Source organism: Mucilaginibacter sp. 14171R-50 (assembly GCF_010093045.1).
Classification (GTDB): Bacteria; Bacteroidota; Bacteroidia; order Sphingobacteriales; family Sphingobacteriaceae; genus Mucilaginibacter.
The window spans coordinates 1891093-1916363 of sequence record NZ_CP048115.1 but is presented as its reverse complement, the minus strand read 5'-3'; the positions used below and the strand labels follow the sequence as shown (position 1 = coordinate 1916363).

Annotated in this window: 24 protein-coding genes and 1 tRNA gene; 6 read left to right on the top strand and 19 right to left on the bottom strand. The window is 45.6% G+C overall.

Going from position 1 to position 25271, the window contains the following annotated elements; genetic code table 11:
- Positions 1–66 precede the first annotated feature (66 nt).
- The 15 genes from GWR56_RS08860 to GWR56_RS08785 form a co-directional block, all read right to left on the bottom strand.
- On the bottom strand, positions 67–2394 hold the full coding sequence (locus GWR56_RS08860) for a DPP IV N-terminal domain-containing protein (protein ID WP_162430755.1): 2328 nt from the start codon (positions 2392–2394) through the stop codon (positions 67–69).
- Positions 2395–2543: 149 nt separating this feature from the next.
- Positions 2544–3287 (bottom strand): sulfite exporter TauE/SafE family protein, encoded by a 744-nt coding sequence (locus GWR56_RS08855; RefSeq protein ID WP_202925395.1) that lies wholly within the window; start codon positions 3285–3287, stop codon positions 2544–2546.
- Between the two features lie 109 nt (positions 3288–3396).
- A complete protein-coding gene (locus GWR56_RS08845; protein ID WP_202925394.1) occupies positions 3397–4974 on the bottom strand; it encodes an alginate lyase family protein in 1578 nt (525 codons plus the stop codon).
- A gap of 295 nt (positions 4975–5269) precedes the next feature.
- Positions 5270–5965, bottom strand: a complete 696-nt coding sequence (locus tag GWR56_RS08840) for a LytTR family DNA-binding domain-containing protein (RefSeq protein WP_238395338.1) — start codon at positions 5963–5965, stop codon at positions 5270–5272.
- Complete coding sequence (locus GWR56_RS08835) at positions 5940–7445, bottom strand: TlpA disulfide reductase family protein (RefSeq protein WP_162430754.1); 1506 nt, start codon at positions 7443–7445, stop codon at positions 5940–5942. The genes GWR56_RS08840 and GWR56_RS08835 overlap by 26 nt, the downstream gene beginning before the upstream one ends.
- Positions 7442–8926 (bottom strand): sensor histidine kinase, encoded by a 1485-nt coding sequence (locus GWR56_RS08830; protein ID WP_162430753.1) that lies wholly within the window; start codon positions 8924–8926, stop codon positions 7442–7444. The genes GWR56_RS08835 and GWR56_RS08830 overlap by 4 nt, the downstream gene beginning before the upstream one ends.
- Positions 8927–9071: 145 nt before the next feature.
- Positions 9072–10271 (bottom strand): MFS transporter, encoded by a 1200-nt coding sequence (locus GWR56_RS08825; protein WP_162430752.1) that lies wholly within the window; start codon positions 10269–10271, stop codon positions 9072–9074.
- 103 nt (positions 10272–10374) lie between these two features.
- Positions 10375–10698, bottom strand: a complete 324-nt coding sequence (locus GWR56_RS08820; RefSeq protein ID WP_162430751.1) for a helix-turn-helix transcriptional regulator — start codon at positions 10696–10698, stop codon at positions 10375–10377.
- Positions 10679–11131, bottom strand: a complete 453-nt coding sequence (locus GWR56_RS08815) for an SRPBCC domain-containing protein (RefSeq protein ID WP_162430750.1) — start codon at positions 11129–11131, stop codon at positions 10679–10681. Before GWR56_RS08815 ends, GWR56_RS08820 begins: the two co-directional genes overlap by 20 nt.
- 25 nt (positions 11132–11156) lie before the next feature.
- Positions 11157–11603 (bottom strand): SRPBCC domain-containing protein, encoded by a 447-nt coding sequence (locus GWR56_RS08810; protein ID WP_162430749.1) that lies wholly within the window; start codon positions 11601–11603, stop codon positions 11157–11159.
- A 112-nt stretch (positions 11604–11715) separates the two neighbouring features.
- On the bottom strand, positions 11716–12171 hold the full coding sequence (locus GWR56_RS08805) for a DsrE family protein (RefSeq protein WP_162430748.1): 456 nt from the start codon (positions 12169–12171) through the stop codon (positions 11716–11718).
- Positions 12172–12173: 2 nt separating this feature from the next.
- Positions 12174–13202, bottom strand: a complete 1029-nt coding sequence (locus GWR56_RS08800) for a c-type cytochrome (RefSeq protein WP_238395337.1) — start codon at positions 13200–13202, stop codon at positions 12174–12176.
- 244 nt (positions 13203–13446) lie between these two features.
- Complete coding sequence (locus GWR56_RS08795) at positions 13447–13881, bottom strand: VOC family protein (protein WP_162430747.1); 435 nt, start codon at positions 13879–13881, stop codon at positions 13447–13449.
- A gap of 42 nt (positions 13882–13923) precedes the next feature.
- Complete coding sequence (locus GWR56_RS08790; RefSeq protein WP_162430746.1) at positions 13924–14412, bottom strand: SRPBCC domain-containing protein; 489 nt, start codon at positions 14410–14412, stop codon at positions 13924–13926.
- Positions 14412–14729 (bottom strand): helix-turn-helix transcriptional regulator, encoded by a 318-nt coding sequence (locus tag GWR56_RS08785; protein ID WP_162430745.1) that lies wholly within the window; start codon positions 14727–14729, stop codon positions 14412–14414. Before GWR56_RS08785 ends, GWR56_RS08790 begins: the two co-directional genes overlap by 1 nt.
- 309 nt (positions 14730–15038) lie before the next feature.
- Between GWR56_RS08785 and GWR56_RS08780 the strand changes: the two genes are divergently transcribed.
- The 4 genes from GWR56_RS08780 (at position 15039) to GWR56_RS08765 (ending at position 20473) form a co-directional block, all read left to right on the top strand.
- A complete protein-coding gene (locus tag GWR56_RS08780; RefSeq protein ID WP_162430744.1) occupies positions 15039–17438 on the top strand; it encodes an ABC transporter permease in 2400 nt (799 codons plus the stop codon).
- Positions 17439–18106: 668 nt separating this feature from the next.
- Complete coding sequence (locus GWR56_RS08775) at positions 18107–18688, top strand: Crp/Fnr family transcriptional regulator (RefSeq protein WP_162430743.1); 582 nt, start codon at positions 18107–18109, stop codon at positions 18686–18688.
- Between the two features lie 115 nt (positions 18689–18803).
- Positions 18804–19499: a polysaccharide lyase family 7 protein gene (locus GWR56_RS08770; RefSeq protein WP_162430742.1), complete on the top strand. Its 696-nt coding sequence runs from the start codon at positions 18804–18806 to the stop codon at positions 19497–19499.
- A 5-nt stretch (positions 19500–19504) separates the two neighbouring features.
- Positions 19505–20473, top strand: coding sequence for a zinc-binding alcohol dehydrogenase family protein (locus tag GWR56_RS08765; RefSeq protein WP_162430741.1), 969 nt, complete (start codon positions 19505–19507; stop codon positions 20471–20473).
- Positions 20474–20618: 145 nt separating this feature from the next.
- On the opposite strand, the gene GWR56_RS08760 is transcribed toward GWR56_RS08765, so the two are convergent.
- Positions 20619–20706: transfer RNA gene (locus GWR56_RS08760), tRNA-Ser, on the bottom strand.
- 261 nt (positions 20707–20967) lie between these two features.
- On the opposite strand from GWR56_RS08760, the gene GWR56_RS08755 reads away from it, so the two are divergent.
- Together GWR56_RS08755 and cdaA are read left to right on the top strand one after the other, a co-directional pair.
- Positions 20968–21939, top strand: coding sequence for a polyprenyl synthetase family protein (locus GWR56_RS08755; RefSeq protein WP_162430740.1), 972 nt, complete (start codon positions 20968–20970; stop codon positions 21937–21939).
- A gap of 128 nt (positions 21940–22067) precedes the next feature.
- Positions 22068–22859, top strand: a complete 792-nt coding sequence (gene cdaA / locus GWR56_RS08750) for a diadenylate cyclase CdaA (protein ID WP_162430739.1) — start codon at positions 22068–22070, stop codon at positions 22857–22859.
- Here the strand turns inward: cdaA and GWR56_RS08745 are convergent.
- The 3 genes from GWR56_RS08745 to GWR56_RS08735 form a co-directional block, all read right to left on the bottom strand.
- Positions 22856–23371, bottom strand: a complete 516-nt coding sequence (locus GWR56_RS08745) for a hypothetical protein (protein WP_202925393.1) — start codon at positions 23369–23371, stop codon at positions 22856–22858. The two genes, cdaA and GWR56_RS08745, sit on opposite strands and share 4 nt — an antisense overlap.
- A 133-nt stretch (positions 23372–23504) precedes the next feature.
- Complete coding sequence (locus tag GWR56_RS08740; RefSeq protein WP_162430738.1) at positions 23505–24431, bottom strand: TIGR01777 family oxidoreductase; 927 nt, start codon at positions 24429–24431, stop codon at positions 23505–23507.
- Between the two features lie 11 nt (positions 24432–24442).
- Positions 24443–25258, bottom strand: coding sequence for a DUF393 domain-containing protein (locus tag GWR56_RS08735; RefSeq protein ID WP_162430737.1), 816 nt, complete (start codon positions 25256–25258; stop codon positions 24443–24445).
- Positions 25259–25271 lie beyond the last annotated feature (13 nt).

Here is a 25271-nt window from a genome sequence, read left to right as displayed (position 1 = left end):
TTTTTGAGCAAAAAAGCCTGCAACTTTCGCTGCAGGCTTACACTAATTTAGTACTTATTGCAGCAATTAACGCCGGATTGCCAGCGGTTTCAACTGGTAGTCATATGGCGCTTCGGCACCTAAAAGGTTCTTCACAAAATAATCCCAGCGGCGGCGCATCATATAGCCCGAGTACTGCCCGTAGCCATGCGCGCTGTTAGGAAATATCACCAGGTCGAAGCTTTTATTGGCTTTTTCAAGCGCCTCTACCACTAACAGGGTGTTGTAGGGCGGTACATTGTTATCCATCATACCGTGCGCAAGCATCAATTTACCCTTAAGGTTTTTGGCGATGTTTTGGTTAGCCTGCGCATCGTAGTTGGCGTTCTCAACCAGGCCGTTATAGCGCTCGGCCCAATCATCCTCGTAGTTACGGTTCTCGTGGTTGCCCGATTCTGAGATGCCCACCTTAAAGAAATCGGGGTAGCGGAACATAGCCGCCGCGGTAGCAAAGCCGCCGCCCGAATGGCCCCATATACCAACTTTGGTGGTATCTATGGGGTATTGAGCGGCCAGTTGCCTTATGCCGGTTATCTGGTCGGGCAAGGTATTTTCGGCCATGTTGCCGTAATTCATATCATGAAAGCTTTTTGAACGCAGCGGGTTGCTGGTGCCTTCTATCACTACCACAATAAAGCCCAGCTCGGCAAGCGCCTGATGGTCGTTCCTTGAGGCTGCGAACGACCAGCTGCCAACACCGCCACCCTGCGGACCCGGATAAATGTAATCGATAACCGGGTACTTTTTGCCGGCATCCATTTTTGTTGGTGTAAACACCAGGCCATAAATATCGGTAGTGCCGTCGTGCGCTTTAAGTTTAACCGGGATAGGCGGTTTCCAGCCTGTGGCAACCAGCCTTGAAATATCTGTTTTTTCGAGTGTTGCTATTAGCTTACCCTTCATATCGCGCAGCACGGTAACGGGCGCCACATCGGGTTTAGAATAGCTGTCTACAAAATAGTTGTAATCGGGCGAAAAGGTTACAGTATGGTTACCATCTTCGGGGGTAAGCAGGGTTAAGCCCTTTCCGTTAAAGCCAATTTTATACAGGTGCGAAAAATAAGGATTGCCCGGTTCGCGGCCGCCTGCGGCAAAATAAAGTAAGCGGTTCTTCTCGTCAACCTTCAGCAGTTTGGTCACTACCCAATCGCCTTTGGTTATCTGGTTTTTTACTTTGCCGGTGGTAGCATCATAAAGGTATAAGTGCCCCCAGTTATCGCGCTCCGAGAACCAGATGATCTCTTTTGAATCGGGCAAATACCGCCAGTTGATAGCACCCCAGCCAGATTCGTACTGCGTTTTAACATTTTCTTCAAACACCTCGCGCACGGCGCCTGTACGGGCATCCGCTATACGGAACTTCTCGTTCTTGTGGTCGCGCGAGGTTGATACGAACGCGAACTCCGAACCATCATCCTTCCAGTCGGCGTCATCAAAAGTACCGCTGCTTGATATATCATCACTCAGGGTTGCGCGGTGCGGGTCGGGCGGGATATTAAAACGGATAACCTTCGCATTATCTACATCAACAATAACCCTTTGTATGGTAATGATCTCCTTATCGCCTGGCAGCGGATATTTCCAGGCCCTGAGGTTTGGCTTGCCCACATTGGTGGTAACCAAATACATATCGCTGGCGTTACGCTGGTCCTGCTGAAAGGTAGCTACCTTTTTTGAATCAGGCGACCACGATACAATAGGCCTGTCGCTCATTGTCCACCCGGCGTTATCGGTAGCATAGCCAAAATCCTTTACGCCATCGGTGGTAAGCTGGGTTTGCTTGTTGGTAGCAACATCGCGCACCCAAAGGTTATAATCTTTAATGAAAACGGCACGTTTACCATCCGGCGATAACACTTCGTTACCCCCGCCCCTCGCGGCACGGCCGGTAAGCCTTTCGGCCCGGGCTGGCGGTGCGGTGGATGTATCAGGGCTTAACTGGTTAGATGCGGGGTTATAAGCCCACTTTTTAGCATCGGCAGTAAACAAAACAGACTTACCATCGGCCGTATAATTGATGGATTGAAAAGGCAGCCTGTTGGCATCATACGTTTTACCGGTTGCTGCTGATAAAGCACCAGCCAGCTTCTGCGCGTCGAAAGCAACGGTACGCGTTTTTTTTACCGGGTCAACCAATACGTATTCGCTGCCCTGGGCTGTATAAACCCGGTACCAGAACTTATCGCCCTGCAGCCAGTTTGGCCTTACGTTGGCGCGATCTATAAAGGGCTCGGTGTTGTAGCTTAAAAAGCTTTCGGCATGCGCGTAATCCTTAGCGGTAAGCGGGGCATGCTGCTGGGCATTAGCGCCATAAGCCAATGCCAACGCCGTTACCGTTAGTAGGTATTTGTTCATATCAATAATATTGGTCAGTAAAATTTAAAGATACCAAGGTAAGGCAAATTACGAATTTATAAGGCAACCAAAAGTATAATGATTGTTACACTAAACTGCACGAACTGGTCATTTTCATATCCGGCTTTCTTAAAGCGAATTTAAGTGTGTTAATTGATAACAGCCCTGACCAATAAAAACAGGCCGATAGCTGACAAAACCACATAAACGTATTTAAAAAACTTTTCGCCATGCAGGCGATTATTGATGGCCCGGCCAATAAAAACCGCGGGAACCATTACCGGCAGGCTTAACAGATAGTAATGGATAACATTTGTTACCAGCAGGCCGGCAAACCAATACCCTACGGTACCAACCATACTGGCTATAAAAAAGTAGCCCTGCAGCGTAGCCCTGAAATGTTGTGCCGACCAGCGGCGTTTAGCACCGTAAATAACAAGCGGCGGCCCGTTTAAGCCATACGCCCCGTCAAGTATGCCCGCCAGTAGGCCGCAGCCAAAAAGCCAGGCAAAATTATCGGTTTTTAATTCTTTAAGCTGTTTGCCGGTAAGTAAATAAACCGAAAATATAAGGATGATGGCACCCAATACAGCTTTCACTATCCGCTCGTCGGTATTAATTAAAAGCAGCAGCCCTAACGGGATGCCTATTAGTGTGAACATAATAAGCCCGCTTGCACTACGAAAGTGGATCTTTTTCCAGTCCTGCACCACCACTATGCCCGCGATAGTAACAGATACCAGCACCGAAAGCGGTACCGCGATATTAAGGGGTACCCACAAAGCCAGCAGGGGCACCGCTACCAGCGATTCGCCGAAACCAAACGCAGAACGGAACACGGTAGCGATAAAAATAATGAGCAGGATATGAATAGTGATGGAACTGATGAGCATTGGTTGGATAGATGTGGAGGATTAAATATATGCAACTACCCCTTGTTATGCAAAAAAGGCTGCCTCATTTCTGATGGCAGCCTTGGTATATCAATTCAACTAATATGTTTTATTGGTTCAGCCCGAATGATTCCCAGCCTTGCGGGGTGGTGCGGTTGCAGGTCATGGCTTGTGTGCCGTTCTCGCTCGATACGTATTTGCCGTTATTGCCTTGCAGGGTTATCTTGCCATCGGCGGTTACGCCCCATGTGAATTTTTCCCAATCGCCGGGGGTGGTGCGGTTGCAAGTCATGGCTTGTGCGCCGTTTTCGCTCGATACATATTTACCCATGCTGCGCAAATATATTTTACCATTACCGGCATCCAATACGGTAAAATGTTCCCAATCGCCATCGGTAGCGCGGGTACAGGTCATGGCTTGGGTGCCGTTTTCGCCGCTAACGTATTTTCCGTTAAACCCTGTAAGCGTTATCACGGTGCCAATAGGCGGGTTATTATTAGCAGGAGGAGGTGTTGTACCGCCACTCAAATTGTAGTGGGTGTAGGTAGTAAAGCCTAAAAAGGTGTTATCAGCAGGTGCGCCCAGCGGGTCGTGCAGGTCGCGAAGCGCGCCCATGTTTGAAGTGCCGTAATGATGATAAGCCACCTCTACCCCACCGTATACCGCGCTGCCGGTGCTGCAATAATCGCAGCTGATGTTCTGGAAGAACGAGCGGTACATAAAATCGTACCCGGCGCTTATGCGGTTTGATAAAGCGGTGTATAACGAGTTATCGCCCTGCATGGCGGCAATTTCGGCCGCGTAGGTAAAGCCCGTTAACGAGTATTGGTAATGCACGCAGTCTGTACGGTCGCATTCCTCGGGCATGGTGCCATCCGCGTGTATCATATTTGGCATGGTAATGTTTAGCTGCGCCTCGCCATCGTTAAACACGCTGGCGCTGTTCAGGAAAACGCCAACAGCCATTTTAGCATACCCGGCAGATACGTTCCAGTTATTGTTGTAGTTATAACCGTTGCCGCCAAAGGTGTGGTTAATGTAATTGTTTTTTACATTGTTAAGGTAGTTGCTAAAGGTGTTGATATCCGCCTGCGACCAGTTGGCCGATACGCCGTTTGGCTGGTAATACCTGATGATCTCGGCCGCGGCTACAAAGCTCGGGGTTGTCCAGGATGCTTCCAGGTCAGACTGGTGCGGATTATCGGATGCATCTATAGGAGCATAGTTCTGAAAGGTAGATGCCCAGCCGTTCAGGATGAACTTACATTTATCAGACCATTGCGTATCGCCTGTTTTGGCAAAACGCAGCGCCAGCGCGTAGGCAAGTATCGCATCTTTACGGATCTGCGATTTAGACGGGCTGGTGTGCCCGTTTGAACCTACATACACGGTAGAGTAGAACTGCGTTGGCATAGGGTTGTTGTTTATAAAATCTACCACTTTTTGGTAGGCTGCATTACGCGCGACGTCGCCGTTGTTGGCCTCGTTTCGAATCAGGTCAAGATTGGCAGCGGTGTTTAAAACGCCCGGGTGCACAAACGATGTAACCGAACGGGGGGCAGTTGCTGTGGCTGCATTTGCAGGGGCATTATCAGTAACTAATGATTTTTTACACTGCGTAAAAATAAAGGCAGATGCAAGCAGCAGGACGCAACCCAGCCAATAAGAAAGGTTAATTTTCTTCATAATAAAATTTAATAATTGGTTATAGATGTAGTTAATTACAATTGGTTGTTCTCTCCCGGACAAGGCGGTATGCGGCGTCCGGAAAAAATTGATTATCAGCACATGTCGGCCGGCACTGTCAGACCAAAACTATTTAACTAAAAGATAAAACCACCAGATTTACGAGGATTTATTTACTAAAACGTTTTCGTAATTAACTGTAAAATAACTGTTTATGAAACGGTAAAAGTAATTTTAAAAGCAGGAACGCAGGAGATCGAGGTGAATATGTGTTCAGACGTAATGACAGGTAATGCTATTTTGGGCTTGCGGTCAACGAAAACTTAAAGCCCGCACTTACAGGCAGCGCCCGGCCGTCAATGTGTACCCGGTGCCGTTCGGCCTTGCTAACTTTTTCTTTATTGACGATGTACGACCGGTGTATACGCACGAATTTATCTGCGGGTAAAAGTTGCTGTACCTCGGCCATGGTAAGGCGCGAAAGCACCTGCCTGTCGCCGGTGAGCTTTAGCGTCACATAATTTCCGCCGCTTTCCAGGTAAAGCAGTTCGTCAAAACTTACCCTCAGCTGCTCGTAACCCGATTTGATAAAAATACTGGCAGGAGGATTGTCATTTTTTGATTCACGATCAGCATTCAACACTTCGCGTGCTTTGTTGCATGCCTTTAAAAACCGCGCGAAAGAGAACGGTTTAAGCAGGTAATCTACCGCGTCGAGCTCATAGCTAAGCACAGCATGTTCGGCATAGGCGGTTGTAAACACAACCAGGGGCTTTTGCCTCAGGCTTGCTAAGAGCTCCATGCCGTTAATATCGGGCATTTTTATGTCCAAAAATAAAAGGTCTACCGGGTGCCCGGCCAAATGGTCGATCGCTTTAAAGGCGTTGGTAAAACTTTCCTGCAGATCAATAAAAGGCACCTTTTCCGCAAGGGAGCGGATCACCTCGAGCGCCAATGGTTCATCGTCAATTGCTACCGCCTTTATCGTCATTTAAAAATCCTTCTATTTGTTTGTATAGTTCGTCCAGGTCGCTTGGCCGTTTGGCATCTGTTTTCACCAGGGCGCCGTTTTTGTCAAAAATAAAGTAAGTGGGGTAATATTGTGTTTTTTGGCCGGGTTTTAATTCATTCCAGAACGACTGGATATCCTTATTGCTTTTGCGCAGGTGCAGGCCGGTTAACCCGTTTACCTTTATAAATTCGCGCCATTGGGCATCTTTAGCGTCGTCATCCATATCAAGGTACACAAAAGCTACATCTTTGCCTTTAAAGTGGCTTTTTAATGCCGCATTATACTTTAATTCCTCTTTGCAGGGGCCGCACCAGGTTCCCCATATATCCAGGTAAACTATTTTACCTTTCAGGTTTTTGATCGCCTCATAAACAGAGGTCATTTTTTCAAATCCATCCGCTATCACAATCTCCTTATTTGCTGCGTTTGCTGCCAATATCTTTTCCAGCTTATCTGCTTTAAGTTTAAAAGCGGGCAGGTAACTGCTGCGCGGATAATATTGCTGAAGCTCGGCAAGCAGCGGCCGGGTCTGCGGCAGGTCTTTGTTTAAAAGTTTTGTTTCTATAGCCTGCGCCAGCCAATGCTCGGCAACGGTTTTATCAAACTCGTTCCTAACCAGCATCCATTGTAAAAACGATTTCCCTTTTTGTTTGGCAATGCGGGTGCCGCTATCTATAGTTACATTATAGTATTTTACAAAGGTTTGAGGGTTTTTAGCGGCATCATCCGGCAGGCCCTTAAAGGCAAGTGTTTCCAGGTAACTGATGTAACTGTTTGCAAACGCATAATATTTTGGCCCGGCAGGCAGCACCTCCGGCGCTAAAGGCGAGTCTTTGTAAATTTCAAGCACCAGGTCAAACACCTGTTTGCGCCCGGCCTTTAATACTCCTCTTGCAAAATCGTTTAGCGCTACTATCGCGCCGCTCCTCACTTCCTGGATTATCAGTTTTTTATCCGCCGCGGGCAGATCACTTTGTTCAATGCGGTTCAGCTTTTCATCGCGGATAGCAAACCATTTTTGCAATACCTGCTGCTTTAGTTCGGGCAGGCTAAGCCTTGCGTAAAGTGTATCTTTAAAAAAGAAGGGCATCTTCTCGAGCCCCAGGCTGTAAAGCAGCTTGTTTTCTTTTGCAGCAACGCCTTTAAACCCGGTTATGGTAGTATCGGCCATATTAATGGTTACATCGAGTGATTTACCTGGCGTAAGCAGCAAGGTATGCTCTTTGCCATTAATATTAATGGTTGCAAACCGCTGCCCGCTGATGTTTAACGTTTTATTGAAATAACCATTAGCGTTTACGCCTGCCGGGATAGTATTTTCGGTATAGTAGCCATACACAAACGGCATATTAAGGTGCACCGAATCGGGCGGCGTGCCAATGACCTTACCGGTTAGTTTGAACTGCGCGAAGGTATGGCTGCTGAGCAAAAGCAGCAGCCCGGTTAATAACGATCTCATGACAGGTGAAGGGTTAAATGAATAAAAAAATCCTCTTTGGTTTCGCGTATTTGCAGCACATGTTTTTGGGGATAAAGCAACTTTAAACGCTGCTTTACATTATCGAGCCCAATACCCGGTTGGTCTTTCTCCGGGTTGCTTTCTGCATACCTGCTGTTATGCACGTTAAGTGTGAGCCGGTTGTGGTCAATTTGCAGGTTGATGGTGATAAACGACGGATTTTCAAAGCTGATACCATGCTTATACGCGTTCTCGATAAAAGGGATCAGCAGCATCGGCACAATTTGGAGTTGGCTGTCGCTATCCGAGATCTCTGTTTTTATAGTAACACCCTCTGACGATGCGACGCGGAGGTTTTGCAGATCGATATAATTGCGCAGGTATTCGATATCCCTGCTTAGCGGGATAGTTTCCCTCATGTTTTCGTGCAGCATAAAGCGCATCATATCGCCCAACTTTTGGATGCCTTCGCCGGTGCGGGCAGCGCCCTCTACCAGCGCGGTGCCATACAGGGCGTTAAGTGCATTGAACAGGAAATGCGGATTGATCTGCGACCGCAGTAGCTGCAGCGTGGCATCTGAAGTGCCCAGGGCTGTTTTCAGGGCGGACAACTCTAAATATTTTTCCTGGTTTACAATATAAACCCGCCACGACACGATAACCGTAATCACCAATGGGATAAACCAATAGAACAGTACATATACATCTACCGAGAAAGATGGTACTGATTGCAGCAGGAAGGCGTTTTCGATAAAGCCGAGGAAGGCTGCAATGCCCAGCAGTTGTATCGCGTAAACCACCCCGGCGTGCCGCCCGCCACTACGGTAGCGCGGTATCATCAGATACAGGTTTAAAAAATAAATGCAGAAACAAAACGGCAATGCAAACAGGTAAAACGAGCCGGCCGTATAAAAAAAGCCGGTAACGTTAGTTGCTATCAGCAGCATTAAAATAAGCAGCCAGGTACCAACAAGCATAATTGCCTCGTGGATTATTTGCGATACAATGGTTGGCCTGCGGCTATGAAGCCGGTATTGATATACAACCGCACAGCGCAGCAGTAAATAAATACCGTAAATAAAAAAGGCGATGGCGGCTATGTCAAATCCCCTGCTTATAAACCGGGTAGCGGGTAAGTCTGCATTACAATACTTGCGGTATATCCAGCTACCAAAATAGCTTTGAGCCGAAAGAATGGCCCCGGTAACAATAAAAATCGCAAGGATAATGCCACCGGCGATCAAGTAACGCTTTGCGCGCCAAAACCGCGGCATAACATAAAAATGAACAGCTAAAAAAGCGCCATATAAAACAGCTATAACTGCCAGGGCAGGCAGCAAAGTATAAAAGAGCATTTGGGTGCCGGTATGTACGCCATCATCAGCAGCATTGTATTGGGTAAGGCCCTGGTAAAGCCTGCTAAAAAAGATGATGGCAAAACAGGCAGTAGCTATCCAGAATTCTATTTTATTGTATTTCATCGTCGCGTTTATTTGATACAAGGTTAGTTAGCCGCCTTGTATCCATAAAATAAATGTGACGAAGTATGCAAAATATGTGCTGGATACTCCGTTAGTGCTAAACGGGAACAGTACTATAAACTGATGGACAAGATTAATAAATACCTTACGAAACTGAACTGCTGCCTTGTGAGTGCCGGTCGCCAAAAACCAAGAGCACGGCTATGACGCCTATCACAAAATAGCTGATTACAAGGGGGAACACACTTTTCACCAGCAGGTGGCTGATGACCGAGCCTAAGGCCGACCCGATAAAGAAGAAAATGGTGCCATAAACTGCAGAGGCCATCCCCGCCGTTTGGCCCATTGGCTCCATAGCCAGGGCGCTGCTATTAGGCTCAATAGCCAGGTTAAGCGACATTAACAGCGCTATCGCAATAAAGAATACCAACATATCCGGCCGGCTTTTAGCCACCACCGTGATGATCATTAACACGGTGGCCACCAGCAGATAAATGAACAGAAGTGCCCTAATGGTTCGCCTGGCTCCAAACCTGGACGACAAATAGGAGTTGAGGAAGGTGCAGCACGACATGAGGAAGCCCATACTGGCAAATATTGCAGCAAAAGCTTTTGGTTTGCCATAAATCTCGCCTACAATATGCTCTGAACTTGCCACATACGAACTTAAAGCCGTAAATAGCGCGGTGGTAATGGCGGTGTACCTTAAAAAAGCGCGGTTACTTAAAACTCTACTAATGGATTGAACAAGGCTTGCCCACCGAAGCGAGCTGCGCCTGTCGTGTGGCAGCGACTCCTCCAGTTTTAACGACCATAAAAACACAATAACTGCAAATAATGGCGGCGTTAGCATTACCATTTGCCAGGATGCTACAGACATAATAGCGATACCCAAAAAGGGCGCAAACACCGGCGTGCACAAAAAGATGGTAAAAATAAGTGACATGGTGCGCGCCATCTGGTCGCCAACGAACCGGTCGCGCACGCCCGCGATGGTCGTCATGAAAACCGCTGAAGCACCTATACCTGCTACAAAGCGTGCAGCGCACATGAGCGGTAATGTTGGTGCAAAGGCTGCGGCTATCCCGCTAACGATATATAACGGAAAGCCTATACGAAGGATAGCCAAACGCCCGAAACGGTCTGAAAGCGGCCCGAAAATAATTTGGGCCACCTGCCCCATGAAAAAGAACGAGATTACCTGCGCCGTTGCGGTTGATTGCGGCGGCAAGCCAAAATGCCTGCGCAGCTCGCCAAACACCGGCAGCATAATATCAATTCCCAAGGCTGTCAGCATCATGGTACATGCGGATAACGTAATAAACTCGGCAGGTTTCATTTTCATGTTGCCTGTAAATATATTATTATTAAAGTCCCAAAAAGACCCGGCCCCTCATGTTCCTCATATAAAATATCGGCGGGTAACAGCATAATTGTGCGCCGCCGATTTAGTGAGGCGATCTTTTGTTTAACAGCACCTCCAGGTTCTTCAGTTTAGATTTCCAGAACTCATCGAAATAAGCCAACCAGCTTTCCAGTTCCTTAAAGCCATCCTGTTTGAGCGTGCAATATCGCTCGCGGCCACTATCTGTCATCGATATAAACCCCGAATTATGCAATATCTTCACATGTTTTGAAACAGCGGGGCGGCTCATGTCAAAATGCTCGGCCAGGCTGTTAATAGACAAGCTATCCTCCGACAGCAACATCAGCATTTTGCGTCGGCTTGGGTCGCCTATCACCTGGAATACATCAAGCGCCGGTACTGCCATGTTCTACTGGGGTTAAAAGGTTATCAATATTTTGCAGTTTTTCCACCCAGCCATGCAGCAGGCCGTTATAAAAGTCAAGGTTTTCTTTTTTAGCAAAGCCACGATGGTCCAGAAAAACCTGTGTGCCGTTTTCGCGGGGCTCCAGTCGCCAGGTAACCACCGATTCCAGTGTGATCTTACCATTGCCCGGCCCGCTGCTCCAGGAGTAGCTAAGTTTTTTTTGCGGCTTTACTTCTAATACCCTGCAATGAAAAATGCCATCAAAGTCGAGGCTTGCGATAGGCCCGGTCCTGAACTGGAAACTGCGGCCCACCAGCGGCTCAAAGTCGTTCTTCATGAGCCATTGCGCCATAAGGTCGGGCTTGGTCAAATAATCCCAGACGATTGCCGCCGGGTGGGCATAAAAAAATTGATGTTGAATGATCTGTTCCATAATGTTTAGTTTTTTGGTGTTATGTTTAGTTGTTCGTTACCGCCGCGGTATCCAGCCTGCTTATTAGCCGCCTGCCAATTTTCAGCCAGCCCTTGTTCATGATCAGGTATGAGAAATAGTTTTTCACCCCCCTGAAACCAGTATGTTCCAGGCGCAATATGGTGCCATTAGCCTTCGGTGTAAGCGTCCATGTTACTATCGAATCGAGGGATGGATTTTCCTTCGACATGCCGCCCTGCCAGGAGTACACCAGTTTTTTGCCGGGGATAATTTCCAGCACCTGACAATAAACGATGCCATCAAAACCGATTGGGATTCGCGGTTTTGTTTTAAATTGAAACTTACGATTCAATTCAGGTTTAAAATCATTTGGCATAAGCCATTGAGCCAACAAGTCCGCGTCGGTTAGGTAAAGCCAAACATCTGCCGGCGCGTGGGCGAAAAAAAATTCATGAATTATCTCTTTTTCCATAATAGGTAACTCAGAAGTTACCCAAATGTATGTGTAACTTCTGAGTTACGCAAATATTTTTAAAAATTACGCGTAAATGGGTCAGAAAAACCCGGAAAAAAGTCAGGGATTTTTAAGGATGCACCACCGCCCACCCCTCGTATTGCCTCAGGATGATCTCGCCATTACCGCTCGGCACAAACGAGATAAAAGGGAAGAGCTCGGCCTTATCTATCTTGCGTTCCTTTAAGGTATTGTTGCATTGTGCCAGTATTACGCCCTTAGCTTTAAGCGCCAGCAGCAGGGGTTCGTAGGCGTTGTTTTTCATATAAACAGCTACCCCGTCGCCAAAGGCTATCAGTTCAAGGTGCAGTTTGCCGGCAAGACGGGGGTCTTGCAGGGCGTTGGCCATATTGCGCAGGGTGCCCCTTATCCGTTTATCATCGTTTGAGTTAATGATATACAGCGCGTTATAGCTTTTTAAGGTAGCCTTAGCGCCCGTAAATGTTGTATCCGTTTGCGCGAATACCGCTGATCGTGCAAAGCTAAGAACGACTACTATCGCTAAAATTAAACTGTGTTGTTTCATATTCATTTGTGCTTATGGGCTGCCTTTATAGGTTTAAAGGGGCCGTATTTATGTTGTTTTTCGCTAAAATTATCCGCGTAAGGGCCAAACGGAAAGTCAATGGGTTTGGTATCCAGATTTTGCCAATCCTGGTGCTGGTCTCTATGCGGGCGCGGCTGCGAGTTTATAAAAGCTGCTACGTTCCAGGCTTCTTCATCGGTAAGCCGGGGACTTTTGTAAGTTGCGCCAAATGGCATATTGTTTTTAACAAAACCCGCCAGGTTGCTGATGCGGTACATTCCGGCGCCATCATTATAGCTGTGATTTCCCCATAACGGCGGATAGGTGTACGATATTTTGTCGGGTGTCAGGGTGCCCTGGCCGTTTTTGCCATGGCATTTCTGGCATTTAGCTACAAATACCTGCCGGCCCTTAAGCGAATCGGCTGCATCGTCCATAAAGGCAAGCCTTTCGGTAGCGCTGCCAAATAACTTTTGATCTTTTTTTACCCCCTGCCCTATCCACTTCAAATACGCCAGCATAGCTTTCACCTCTCTTTTGGTGGTATCTGGCGATGTACCACCCAGGCTGCGCTCAAAACAATCTACAATGCGCTGTGCTGGCGGCTGGTTCTTGCCCGATCGCTGGCTTATTTTAGGATAGCTGGATATAAAGCTGGCGTAATTATTGGCGAAAAGCCTGCTGCCGCCGTCCAGGTGGCAGTTTTGGCAATTCATGCCGTTCGAAATGCGGGCTATGCTTCCCCGCGGACCAAAATATTTAGCAGTATGCATTAATAGTTCGCGGCCATAGCGGATCATTTCACCGGCATTCCCAGGCGGAATAGTGTTTACGGCGGGCGCTTTCCAGGCATCAGCAGGGATGGTACGCCGTGCAGTGCCGGCAACCGCACTCACTTTTACTGACGCTGTATTAACACCTCTTAATGCTTTGGTCTGCACATTACGGCTATTAAAAAATGCGGCGTACGCGGCCCAGCATACCATAACGGTTAGCGCTATTATCAAAATATATCGTATCCGTTTAGCCACTGTTTCGCTCTGTTGGTTTGTATCAATTAACAAACGCTTTTAATTTACAGGCAATATCGCAAACTTCAGATTAGCATCTGTAATTTTTATGACAAACACCCATTCTGAAACAAAGGGCTTAAGGGCATACCGAAGAATAAGACTGTAAGTTGATACATCATCCAAACAATCGTACAATTACTGCGAAGCCAGAAGGGCGATCTTTAAACCTTCATAGGCATTTTCAATAACCGGCCGCCCGTATTTATCCCTTGTGGGTCGGGTCAAATTCTACTATCCATTCAATACCATACTTATCCCTGAACATACCTGCATATGTTCCCCAGGGGCCATCGCCCATAGGGCCTTCAACCGCTCCGCCTGCCGATAGGCCGTTAAAAATTTTATCGGCCTCTTCCCTGCTTTCCGCGCTCACCGCTATTTTAGACCTGTTCTCGTTCTCGCTAACCCGCCCCATAAACCCGGGTACATCGTTAGCCATCAAGGCGTTGTTTTTGCCTATGGGTAAAGCAATGTGCATTATTTTGTTAGCCTCACTTTCCGGAACCTGAAATTCGGCGCTTGCCAGGTCGCTAAAGCGAATGATCTTTGTGAATTCGCCGCCAAAAACTGATCTGTAAAAAGTGAACGCTTCTTCGGCATTTCCGTTGAAGTTGATCCAGGGGTTAATTGCTCTCATGATTTTTATTGTTTTAATGGTTGTTTTATACTTATGTAATTACTACAGTGTAGCCAACAGGTCTTCCAGCTTTTTTAAAGTCATAGTGAAGCCTATCTTGAATCCTTCTAATAATTTCTCCAAACGCTCAAACGACTCATTATAAATAGTAATGTCTACTTTAGTTATACCGTTTTGTTCGCTGAAATTGTAATCCCAGTCAGACCCGGGCAGCTCGCGGTTTTCATCCTTATCCGAAAAGGCGTTGTACATTTTAAAATTGGTTTTCGGGGTAATGGAAGTAAACTCCTGCACTGCCCATCGCTCCTGCCCGTCGGGGCTTATCATCGCGTAAACCCGCCGCCCGCCAACTTCAAAATTCATATACCTGGTTTTAGCACGCATAGGTGCCGGTGCACCCCATTGGTCAAGCAGTTCGGCTTTAGTAAAGGCATCCCATACCAAGGGCAACCCGGCATTAAATTCCCTGGTTATATAAACCGTCTTCGCCGCCTTGTCAACGTTAAAATCAAATAGCAAATCGTTGTTCATTATTTCTGTTCTTTTATGGTTGTTAATAATTGGTCGAGCTGGTTGAATTGAGTTTCCCAGCTTTGCCTGAACTGGGCTAACCAGTGGTCAAATTCCTGCATCTTTTTGGCATTAAAGTGATAATAGATCTCCCTGCCGCTTTGCTCCGGTTTAATCAGATCGCATTCTTGCAGTACCTTAATATGCTTAGATACTGCCTGCCGGGTCATGTCAAATTTTTGGGCCATGGCATTTGGCGTTAACGCCTGAATGGCAACCAGCGTTAAAATTGCCCTTCGTGTCGGGTCGGCAATAGCTTGAAATATGTCCTGTTTCATATTTAAATTCTAAATAAGCAACCTGTTGGTTGCAAATATATATGCAACTTTTCAGTTGCGCAAATTTATTTGCATTTTTTAGATGTAATTATTAAACGGTGCTATGCAAGTAGCAAATAATCTTACATCTGGTTTTTCACATTATTTTCTTACGAGTATAGTTATCCAGGGCGCGTCAATCTGTATCAAAAGCGTACAGTCGTGTATCGGATTCGAACAGATTAGCAAATGATACTGTTGTTAAAATACTGACAGTCAACTGTTAATATGCTTGGTATTCGCTTGGGAGTATTAAATATAAAGAAAATTATGTTCCAGAATTTCCTGAGATCCGGTTTAAGAAACATCGGACGCCACAAAGGTTTTTCATTCATCAATATTGCAGGCCTCACTATTGGTTTAACCGCCTGTCTGCTGATTGGCCTATTTGTCAGAGATGAGCAGCAGTACGACAAGTTTGTTCCCGGGTATGAAAATACTTACCGCGTTTATCAAAAGACAAAAGGGGATGTAGACAATATCATCGCCACAGCACCTCCGGCATTTGCAGTGGCGCTTAAACAGAACTTTCCTGAGGTGGAAGAAGTAGTACGTGTACTGTCATTTAATTCAAAAGAGCTGATCGAAGCGAACGACAAAAAGCTGTACGAAGAAAATGGATTCCTTGTAGACAGTAATTTCTTTGAGATGTTTCCGCTCCATTTTCGGTATGGATCAGCAGCAAAAGTGTTCGGCGATCCGAAATCAATCGTGATTTCCGCTGCTATGGCAGAGAAGTTTTTCGGCAAGGAGAATCCTATCGGTAAGGAACTTACACTATCCAAATTTGTAATGCGTGTACAGGGCGTGCTGGAAAACAGCGAGAAATTCCACTTACCGCTTAATTTTGTGATGCCGCTGGCTGCGGCGGAATTACCTGCCGACAGGATGCAAAGCTGGCAATGGTATCCGTTTAACACGTATGTAAAGCTAAAGAATGGCACCAGCGCAGATCAGCTTCAGGCAAAGTTTCAAACTTATTCAAAGCCATTCATGAAAAGCGATGGTCCTGTCAACGTGCCCTATTTTCAATCTCTTGGACAAATTCATCTCTATTCATCAGACTTTAAATACGAGATGTCCACCAGGGGCAACATCACGTATGTGAAAGCTCTTTCTATCATTGCAATTTTTATATTACTCATTGCCTGCTTCAATTTTGTGAACCTTGCCACATCCAGGTCACTTAAGAGAGCTAAGGAAGTAGGAGTTAGAAAATCTATAGGCGCAGGGAGAATAGAACTGGCTACACAGTTTGTTGGCGAGACAATATTGTTGACCGCTATCAGTATGATTATTGCCATCGCGGCAACATGGCTCCTGTTGCCGTATCTAAATCGCTTTACGGACAAAAACATCGTATTCGACCTGATTGCCAATCCGCTGGTTGGGCTCGCATTAGTTACGCTTACATTAGTAGTAGGAATACTTGCAGGTTTTTATCCGGCACTGGTATTATCTGCTTTTCAGCCTGCAAAAGTTTTAAAAGGGAGTATCATATCAAACAGTGCACCGGGCGGTACGCAATGGCTGCGACACGGGCTTGTGGTAGTACAGTTTTCGTTATCAGTTTTGCTTATCATTAGCGCCATCGTGGTCATTAACCAGGTGAGCTATATGCACAATAAAGATTTGGGCTTCAGGAAGGAGCAGGTTTTGTTCTTCCCTATGAAAGGTGAGAATCTTCAAAAAAATTATGCAAGCTTTAAGAATGAATTGATTCGCTACCCAGGAATAAAGTCGGTATCAATTGGCTATGGCTTTCCTGGTGATAAATTTGGCGATGGTTTAATGACAGTAAAAGAAAAGCCTAAATTGAAGCCAACAAAAGCTGTACAGGTAATGGTTGACGAAGATTATCTCAAGACACTTGGGCTAAAACTGCTTGCAGGCAGAAATTTTTCGAAAGAAATCGGCAGCGACGTAAGCGCTTACATCATCAATGAAACAGCCGTTCGGAACTTGGGGTTGGGCAGTGCCAGGCAGGCTATCGGTAAAACATTGTCATGGCCTACATGGGCAAAGTCTGACTCATTAAAAACCGGGCCAGTGATCGGCGTAGTTAAAGATTTTCACTACAAAAGCCTCCACGAAATAATAGAACCGGCGGTGCTGCAGATTTATCCGCAGGCTTATTCTAAAGTAGCTGTTAAAATAAGTGGCTCAAAGATCGAAACAACTATTGGCGAAATCAAGAAAGTATGGGGCCGTTATTGCGCCGACTACCCTATTGAGTACAACTTCCTTGACGAAAGCTTCGGTAAGATGTATAACGGTGAAGATAAGCTCAAAACCCTTCTTACACTGTTTACGGCAATAACTATTTTTGTATCGTGTTTAGGTTTGCTGGGTTTGGCTGCGAATGCTGCGGAGCGGAGAAAAAAGGAGCTTGGGGTGAGAAAAGTCCTGGGCGCCACAGTAGCGGACCTGGTTGCGCTGCTATCAAAAGATTTTGTAAAGCTGGTTCTGATTTCTTTTTTGGTAGCTTGCCCTATTGCGTGGTACTTCATGAACCAGTGGCTGGATAGTTTTTCTTACCGCATCACCATTACCTGGTGGATGTTTGCTGTTGCTGGAGCGCTTGCAGTGATGCTGGCATTAGTAACAGTTAGTTTTCAGTCAATAAAAGCTGCGCTTTCTAACCCCGTTAAGAATTTAAGAACAGAGTGATTTTTAGGGAGATTTTTGTATCGCTGGTCTTTGCCATATCCAGCCTTTTTCCGTTCGAAGGTATTATCACCTAAAAAAAGCGAACTGATCCAACAGATCATTTCATTTTCGGCACTCGGGCGGTTTGACCGTCTAACAGGCGATTTTGGTTTTAAAGTGCCTAAAGCCAAGAACTGTGACATTTAGAACAAAATTATAACTCACAGAAAATACTTTTCATATGTTTAAAATGAATGCGTTGACCGTCCATAGTAACACGAAGGTAAATAGGTGCAATGCCGTCGGCACTCCTGCGTTGTTCTAATGTTAACAGGCCACCAATGGGTCACCAGAGTAATGCGATTGTTTGAACAATTTGGTAGTGCCCGAAAACAAAAACGCTTTAAATGCATCATTTAAGGCGTTTTTGAATCTTTCGATATATAAGTTGCGGGGATAAAGAGCGTAGGATTGAACACCTTTCTACGATTTTGGCAGTTATTAAAGAAATATTTGGAAAATAATAAAGAATAATGTGGTTATAATTGCGAATCCAAAAAGCACAGATGTCGAACACCTTTATCCATGATGTAAAGAAAATTATGGTGTTAAAATCAGATAAATAATCAAGGCTCAATGATTTATATTTTTTAAGTTTGATTCTCGAAAAAGAATATTGTGACTAAGCTGTGCAAATAGAAAAGTTAAAGGAGCATTTCGATAATTATTTCCCACTCGATTCCGCAGAACAGGAGGCGCTAAATAAACTTTTTAGTGAAAAAAATATAAAACGCAGGCATTTTGTACTGGAGCAGGGCGAGGTTTGCAAGCATTTTACTTTTGTCGTTTCAGGGTGCCTAAGAATGTATGCGGTCGACACACATGGCAAAGAGCATAATCTGCAGTTTATCCCCGAGAATGATTGGGCGACAGACTTAAGCAGCTTTTATTCAGAACAACCGAGCCAACTTTTTATCCAGGCCTTAGAGCCATCTAGGGTATTGCAGATAAGACATGATAATGTCTTGTATCTATATACCAAGTATCACAAATTCGATCATAACTTTAGGGTAATATTCGAACAAAAATATATTGAGTCACAAAATAGGACGCTTCAAAATATCAGTTCTTCAGCTGAAGACCGGTACCAACATTTTCTGAGGCAATACTCCAATCTTTCTAATCGGCTATCCAATGTTCAAATAGCTTCCTACCTCGGTATTACACCCGAGTTTCTGAGCGTGATCAGGAGAGCTAATGCTTACAAATAAAATTTGAGCGTATTCCGCAGTATTTCTTAAAATACTTTAAGGGTATTTCGTGCATTTACTATTGAACTTTGTAGTATAAATCAGGAGTACTAGGAAAGAAACTATTTAATACAAAATGAAAAAATTATTATCCATTTTATTACTGTGTCTACCTGCGTTTTATACGTTCGCGCAGGAGATTGCTTATCAAAATCAAAGGTTTGAGTTGCGCAATGTAAAAGCATCATTGGAGACTCTCGGTGGCAAACCTGTGCTAAAGGTGGAAAGAGACCTGGAAGCTCTACCATTTGATGTAAATAATCTATCTAAAACTGTCGATGAGCCAACCTACGTCAAGCTAAAAGGTGTCGACTTCGAAAACGGAGTCATAGATGTCAAAGTGCTTAGCCGTATTCAAAACCCATCGCCTTTTGAGAATGCGCAGGGTTTTATAGGCGTGGCTTTAAGGATCAGCGAACGCGATTCGGCTTATGAGTCCATTTATTTAAGGCCAAAAGCTGGTAGTTCGGACAATCAGTTTGCCAGAAATCATACCGTGCAATACTATTCCTATCCAAACTATAAGTTCGACAAGTTAAGAAACGAACCCAACGGGTCTTATGAGACCTATGCTGATATAGGCCTGGATGAATGGATAGATATGCGTATTGAAGTAGCCGGCAATAAGGCAACGCTCTATATCAACGGCCAGAAACGCCCGTCATTTATTATTGAAAAAATGAAGGGCAGCACAACCCACGGCGAAGTCGCTCTTTGGGTTGACATTGGCACGATAGGATATTTCAAAGACCTGAAAATAATAAAGCAATAAGTTCCATGAAAGCAGCAGTTATACACCAACCGGGCGGTCCCGAAAATTTTACCATTGAAGAAAGACCTGTTCCTGAACCACAGAATGGCTGGGTCTTGATAAAAGTTAAAGCATTTGGGCTTAACAGGGCAGAGTTAATGACACGGAAGGGCTATTCCCCAAATGTAAAGTTTCCGAGGATATTAGGTATCGAGTGTGTTGGCGAAGTGCAAGATGATCCATCTGGCCAATTTTTAACTGGACAAAAAGTCGCCGCATGTATGGGCGAAATGGGCAGGCAATTCGACGGTAGTTATGCTGAATATACTTTACTGCCAAAATCACTGCTGTATCCTTTTGAAAGCAAGCTGCCATGGGAACAGCTTGGTGCTATTCCCGAAATGTTTCAAACGGTATATGGTTCGCTTCATTTAGCATTGAAAATTAAACAGGGGGAGACGCTGTTTATCAGGGGAGGCACCTCATCGATAGGGCTTCTGGCCGGACAACTAGCTAAACACAGCGGGCTTAATGTAACCGCAACTACAAGGAATCCGGAAAAAACCGAACTATTACTAAAGAATGGCGCCGATCACGCTATCATTGATGACTGCGATTTATCTGATAAGGTTAGAGCCATCCACCCCAATGGTGTAAATAAGGTCTTAGAACTTATCGGCACGTTAACACTTGGTGATTCTCTCAAATGTGCTGCTCCGGGTGGCATAGTTTGCATGACGGGCATGTTATCGGAACAATGGTCGTTCACAGATTTCGCACCGATGGACTATATTCCGGCAACTGTTGGCTTAACAGTGTACGACAGCGGTCAGTTTCGTGTTGACCTGCCAGGTTTTCAGCAATTCTTAAAGGACGTTGAAGCTGGCATCATTAAACTACCTATCGGCCGCACCTTTAAACTACATGAAATAACTGTTGCACATCAATTGATGGACAGTAATTCGGCGGGTGGGAAAATTGTTATACTCACTTAGCTCGACCGTTCAAAAAGTAAAAGCGGTAACAATAAAACAGACGCAATATGTGATCGAAGTATTATGAGATTTAGAACACCTAAAAAATAGCCTAAAGTTATCTTATAGAACAAAGCCTGACTATTGCCAAGCTTAATTAATAATGCGGAGAGGGAGGGATTCGAACCCTCGATACGCTTTTGGCATATACACACTTTCCAGGCGTGCTCTTTCGACCACTCAGACACCTCTCCGTATTTTTGAGGAGTGCAAATGTAAAAATAAACCCGCACAAAAAAAGCGGGACCTTGCGGCCCCGCTTTAAAACGAAAACTTTAACTCACAAAAACTAAACTTATATGCAGTTATTACTAACTTATAATAATAGAGTGTGAAACAGGGTTAAGGTTTAATAGGCGTAAAAGTATTTGCGGTTTATGCATATATATTTTTTTAAGCTTATGTTTGCTGCGGATTGCCGGTACAGGTGATTATATAAAGCGTGTTTTGTTTTAATGCTGAACATCAACGAAATTAAAAAACCTATTGCTGCAGAAATTGATGTGTTTGAAGAAAAATTCAAAACATCAATGAAAACGCCTATAGCCCTGCTGGATCGCATCCTTTATTATGTGGTAAAAAGTAAGGGGAAAAAGATACGGCCCATGTTCGTCTTTTTTTCGGCGAGCATATGCGGCGGCATTAACGAGGCTACGCATCGCGGCGCAGTATTGGTAGAGCTGCTGCATACAGCAACCCTGATGCACGACGATGTGGTTGATAACTCTTACCAGCGACGCGGCTTTTTTTCGATAAATGCCTTATGGAAAAATAAGATAGCCGTTTTAGTGGGCGATTACCTGCTGAGCAAGGGCTTGCTGCTGTCTGTAGATAACGGCGACTTCGGATTGTTAAAGATCGTTTCTGAAGCGGTTAAACAGATGAGCGAAGGTGAATTGCTGCAGATAGAAAAGGTGCGCAAAATGGATATCAGCGAAACGGTTTATTACGAGGTTATCCGCCAGAAAACCGCTTCGCTGATCGCTTCGTGCTGCGCATGCGGGGCGGCATCCGCCAATGCTGATGATGCCACTATCGAAAAGATGCGCCTGTTTGGCGAAAAAATAGGCATCGCTTTCCAGATAAAGGATGATATGTTTGATTTTGGGACCAACGATGTGGGCAAACCACTGGGCATAGATATCAAAGAAAAAAAGGTGACCCTGCCGCTGATATACGCGCTTAACAATAGCGATGGAACGGAAAAAAGGCGCATGATAGGCCTGGTAAAAAACCATAACGACGACTCGAAAAAGATAGCCGAGATCATCAGTTTTGTAAAGGCAAAAGGCGGACTTGAATATGCCGGCACACAAATGAAAAAATACCAGGAAGAGGCTTTTGCAATACTTAACACCTTCCCCCCCGGCGAGGCACGTACCGGCCTGGAGCAACTGGTACGCTTTACTACCGAACGTAATAAATAGATCGTAGTTTTTACTTTACTTTCACCCTCTTTGCCCAGCAGAGAGGGTCGACGAGCGCAGCGTAGTCGGGGTGAGTAAACTAACCGATACTATTACAGAACTTTCCTAAAACTTATTAACTTCGTAACATGCACTCCTTTGATTTCAGCAGCCTTAAGGTAACGCCATTTGCCATACTGGATATAATTCTGCTGGCAATTATTATTTACCAGTTGTATAACCTGATAAGGGGCACCATCGCTGCTAATATCTTCATCGGGCTGGCCATTATATACATACTGTATTTTATCGTACCCGAATCAAAAATGCCGCTGCTGGCAGGTATACTTAAAAAGGTTGCCGATGTGGGCATTATCGCGGTTATTGTTTTGTTTCAGCAGGAAATACGCCGCTTTTTATTGCTGGTGGGTAAAAATGCTTCGCTGCAACGCAATAAAGCATGGTGGCGTTACTTTTTTGGGAAGGCCGAAACTGAGAAGAATAATTACGCCCGTATAAAACCTATTATTGACGCCTGTAAGAGCATGAAACAAACCCGAACGGGGGCGCTGATAGTTTTCGCGAAGTATTACGACGAGCAGTTTTACCAGAACAGTTGCGAAGTACTTGATGCCAGGATATCAAAACGGGTGTTAGAGAGCATATTTCAAAAGAACAGTCCCCTGCATGATGGCGCCGTGGTGATATCGGAAAATAAGATAAAATCGGCCAGCTGCATTTTACCCGTTACCGAAAAGGCCGACCTGCCCGCTCAGTTCGGGTTGCGCCACCGTGCCGGCATTGGTGTTACCGAAGCCAACGATGCTACCGCTATCATTGTATCTGAAGAAACCGGCGAAATATCCTATGCTAAACAAGGCCGCATAAAAATGGACATCAGCTTTGCCGAGCTTGAAAAATTGCTGAATAAGGACTTTTAAGCGCTTTCCAGCTGTTCTAATTTCCTGCTGTACCAATAAGCCACATACAAGGGGATGATACCGATTACCCCAAAAGAGCAATCTACCAGCTGCCAAAACAACGGGATATGCCGGATAGGCCCTGCAACAAATGCCAGCGGGAAAATGAGCACGCAGGCTATCATACCAAATTGTAACACCCATATATTTCGGACAGGATCGCGCAGCGGACCAATGAACGCAATGGCAATAACGATGTGGGCAAAGGCCAGCCAGTCGGTACCATAACTGAGGTAAGGGTATTGCGAGTTAGTGTTTTTTACAGCTGTGTAAATGGTGGTAAGCCAGTGCTGTACTTTGGGTGAAAAGCTGTTGATATTATTCATCGCGATCGCCAGTTCGCTCTCGATAGGGAATGCGGTTATCCCGCTCAGCACCAAGCCGGTTATCAGGAAGATAAGCCAGTATTTGATGCGCTTTTTTAATTGTGTTTGGGTAAGGTTCATATGATCGAAAAAAAATGTCTTTTTCAATTCCCTCCCTTGGGAGGGGCGTGCAGAGTTGTGTATTGGCAGGGAGGGGTTATTACGCTGTTTATCGCTTTATTGAACCCCTCCCTGCACCCTCCCTTGGGGAGGGAATCGCTCCGCACTCCACATTCTGATATTATATGCTAATGCTCAATATATCTTTAATGGCGTGCTCCGCCTTGGCAAACTGGAACTGAAAACCGGCATCGAGCAGGCGTTTGGGCACCACCCAGCGGCTTTTTAATATCAATTCGGTTTCGGTGCCGATAAGGGCTGCGCCTATTTCCAGCATCCATGCCGGAGCGGGCAAGCCGAACGGTATGCCACATGCATGGCGTAGCTGTTTCATCAGGTCGGTGTTTTTTAAAGGGTTTGGAGCGGTACAGTTAATAACCCCTTTCATCTCGGGGTGCTGCAGCAGCCATTCGGTACATTTCACCACATCCTGTTCATGTACCCATGATACGTACTGCTGCCCGTCGCCCTGATGGCCGCCCATGCCGGTTTTAACCAGGTTAACTAAGCGGGGAAAAGCACCTTCGTTATGGCTTAGCACTATGCTTATCCGCAAAGCCACCTTACGGGTATGCGGAGTTGGTATATCAAAAAATGTATTTTCCCATTTTTTACAAACATCAATAGAAAAGCCATAACCAATTTCACCGGTTTCTTCGTCCTGCGGGCGGTCTTCAGCATGGCGATATATGGTGGCCGATGCCGCGTTTATCCAAAGCTTGGGCGGGTTAATCAGTCCGTCAATAACCTTTCCCAGCAGCCGGGTAGGCTCCACCCTCGAGCGGATGATCTCTTCGCGGTTTTGTTTGGTGTAACGGCAGTTAACGTTTTTGCCGCAAAGGTTTATCAGCAGATCGGCGCCTTCCAGTTCCTTAGCCCAGGGGCCGGACATACGACCATCCCAAACCAATGTTTTAATATTTTCATTGTCAGCATGGGAGGTCCTGCTTAAAATGATAACCTGTTCGGCTACATCTTTATAATGGTCGGCAAGGGCTTTGCCCAACTGCCCGCTACCCCCTGCCAGTATTATTTTATGATATTTCATGTCAATAAGTGTTAAATGAATAAAATGACCGCTAAAACAAATGCCCTGTAAATAGTCCAGGTGATGGTAAGCGTCCACCCGATGTTTAATATTTTGCTCCTGCGGATATGCTCCAAGAACATCAGCCCCGCTACCAGCATAAAATAGCCCGCGTAAAACATGGGGTGCTGCCCTATCAGTCCGGCCAGCAGCAGCACGGGCAACAATAATAAGCCGCCTCCAAAAGAAATGGTCATCATGTTACCCAGGTAATCCCATTTCTTTTCGTTAGCTATCAAACTAATAATTATCCCCTGAAAAATTACCTGCCCACCGCATATCAGGGCTTCGCGGTACAGGCTGCCTACGGGCATAATACCCTGCAGCAACCCGGCGTAAAAGGTTAGTATATACGAGGTAACGGCCCAGGTAAATACCAAATAGGCTACCCGGTAACGTAACAGGAAGGTTGGCTGCAAGGCAAAGCCATCGCCGGCTGTTGGTATAATAACCCTGCGGTTGTATGATATAAAGGCGTAGACCTTGCCCATTAACCAAACAAACGGCGCAAAGCCAAACAACGGCCTTAACAGCGGCATGGCATTCGCCAGTATTTTAAACAGGCTTTTTATACCGTAGGTTACCTCGCCGGTTTTATTGTTCACCAACGCTATTTCGTTTACGGCGCGCTGCCTGTTTACCATCGGGCAGTTTTGTGGCTCTAATTGCTGGTATGGCGCCCGGCCGTTCGTGTCAAGCAAACCTGTTTGCACAAAGGTTTTGGTATATAGATCGCACATGGGGCATTCGGCATCGTAAAGTATGGTGTGGTCGTTCAGGGTTTTCATTATTGTAATATTT

Bases quoted from the DNA above. Each gene is read 5' to 3' on its own strand.
- GWR56_RS08825 (WP_162430752.1), bottom strand. From the start codon at position 10,271: ATGAAAATGAAACCTGCCGAGTTTATTACGTTATCCGCATGTACCATG.
- GWR56_RS08740 (WP_162430738.1), bottom strand. From the start codon at position 24,431: ATGAAATATCATAAAATAATACTGGCAGGGGGTAGCGGGCAGTTGGGC.
- GWR56_RS08855 (WP_202925395.1), bottom strand. From the start codon at position 3,287: ATGCTCATCAGTTCCATCACTATTCATATCCTGCTCATTATTTTTATC.
- cdaA (WP_162430739.1), top strand. From the start codon at position 22,068: ATGCACTCCTTTGATTTCAGCAGCCTTAAGGTAACGCCATTTGCCATA.
- GWR56_RS08845 (WP_202925394.1), bottom strand. From the start codon at position 4,974: ATGAAGAAAATTAACCTTTCTTATTGGCTGGGTTGCGTCCTGCTGCTT.
- GWR56_RS08820 (WP_162430751.1), bottom strand. From the start codon at position 10,698: ATGGCAGTACCGGCGCTTGATGTATTCCAGGTGATAGGCGACCCAAGC.
- GWR56_RS08840 (WP_238395338.1), bottom strand. From the start codon at position 5,965: ATGACGATAAAGGCGGTAGCAATTGACGATGAACCATTGGCGCTCGAG.
- GWR56_RS08810 (WP_162430749.1), bottom strand. From the start codon at position 11,603: ATGGAAAAAGAGATAATTCATGAATTTTTTTTCGCCCACGCGCCGGCA.
- GWR56_RS08815 (WP_162430750.1), bottom strand. From the start codon at position 11,131: ATGGAACAGATCATTCAACATCAATTTTTTTATGCCCACCCGGCGGCA.
- GWR56_RS08770 (WP_162430742.1), top strand. From the start codon at position 18,804: ATGAAAAAATTATTATCCATTTTATTACTGTGTCTACCTGCGTTTTAT.
- GWR56_RS08795 (WP_162430747.1), bottom strand. From the start codon at position 13,881: ATGAGAGCAATTAACCCCTGGATCAACTTCAACGGAAATGCCGAAGAA.
- GWR56_RS08785 (WP_162430745.1), bottom strand. From the start codon at position 14,729: ATGAAACAGGACATATTTCAAGCTATTGCCGACCCGACACGAAGGGCA.
- GWR56_RS08755 (WP_162430740.1), top strand. From the start codon at position 20,968: ATGCTGAACATCAACGAAATTAAAAAACCTATTGCTGCAGAAATTGAT.
- GWR56_RS08835 (WP_162430754.1), bottom strand. From the start codon at position 7,445: ATGAGATCGTTATTAACCGGGCTGCTGCTTTTGCTCAGCAGCCATACC.
- GWR56_RS08790 (WP_162430746.1), bottom strand. From the start codon at position 14,412: ATGAACAACGATTTGCTATTTGATTTTAACGTTGACAAGGCGGCGAAG.
- GWR56_RS08805 (WP_162430748.1), bottom strand. From the start codon at position 12,171: ATGAAACAACACAGTTTAATTTTAGCGATAGTAGTCGTTCTTAGCTTT.
- GWR56_RS08735 (WP_162430737.1), bottom strand. From the start codon at position 25,258: ATGAAAACCCTGAACGACCACACCATACTTTACGATGCCGAATGCCCC.
- GWR56_RS08765 (WP_162430741.1), top strand. From the start codon at position 19,505: ATGAAAGCAGCAGTTATACACCAACCGGGCGGTCCCGAAAATTTTACC.
- GWR56_RS08860 (WP_162430755.1), bottom strand. From the start codon at position 2,394: ATGAACAAATACCTACTAACGGTAACGGCGTTGGCATTGGCTTATGGC.
- GWR56_RS08830 (WP_162430753.1), bottom strand. From the start codon at position 8,926: ATGAAATACAATAAAATAGAATTCTGGATAGCTACTGCCTGTTTTGCC.
- GWR56_RS08780 (WP_162430744.1), top strand. From the start codon at position 15,039: ATGTTCCAGAATTTCCTGAGATCCGGTTTAAGAAACATCGGACGCCAC.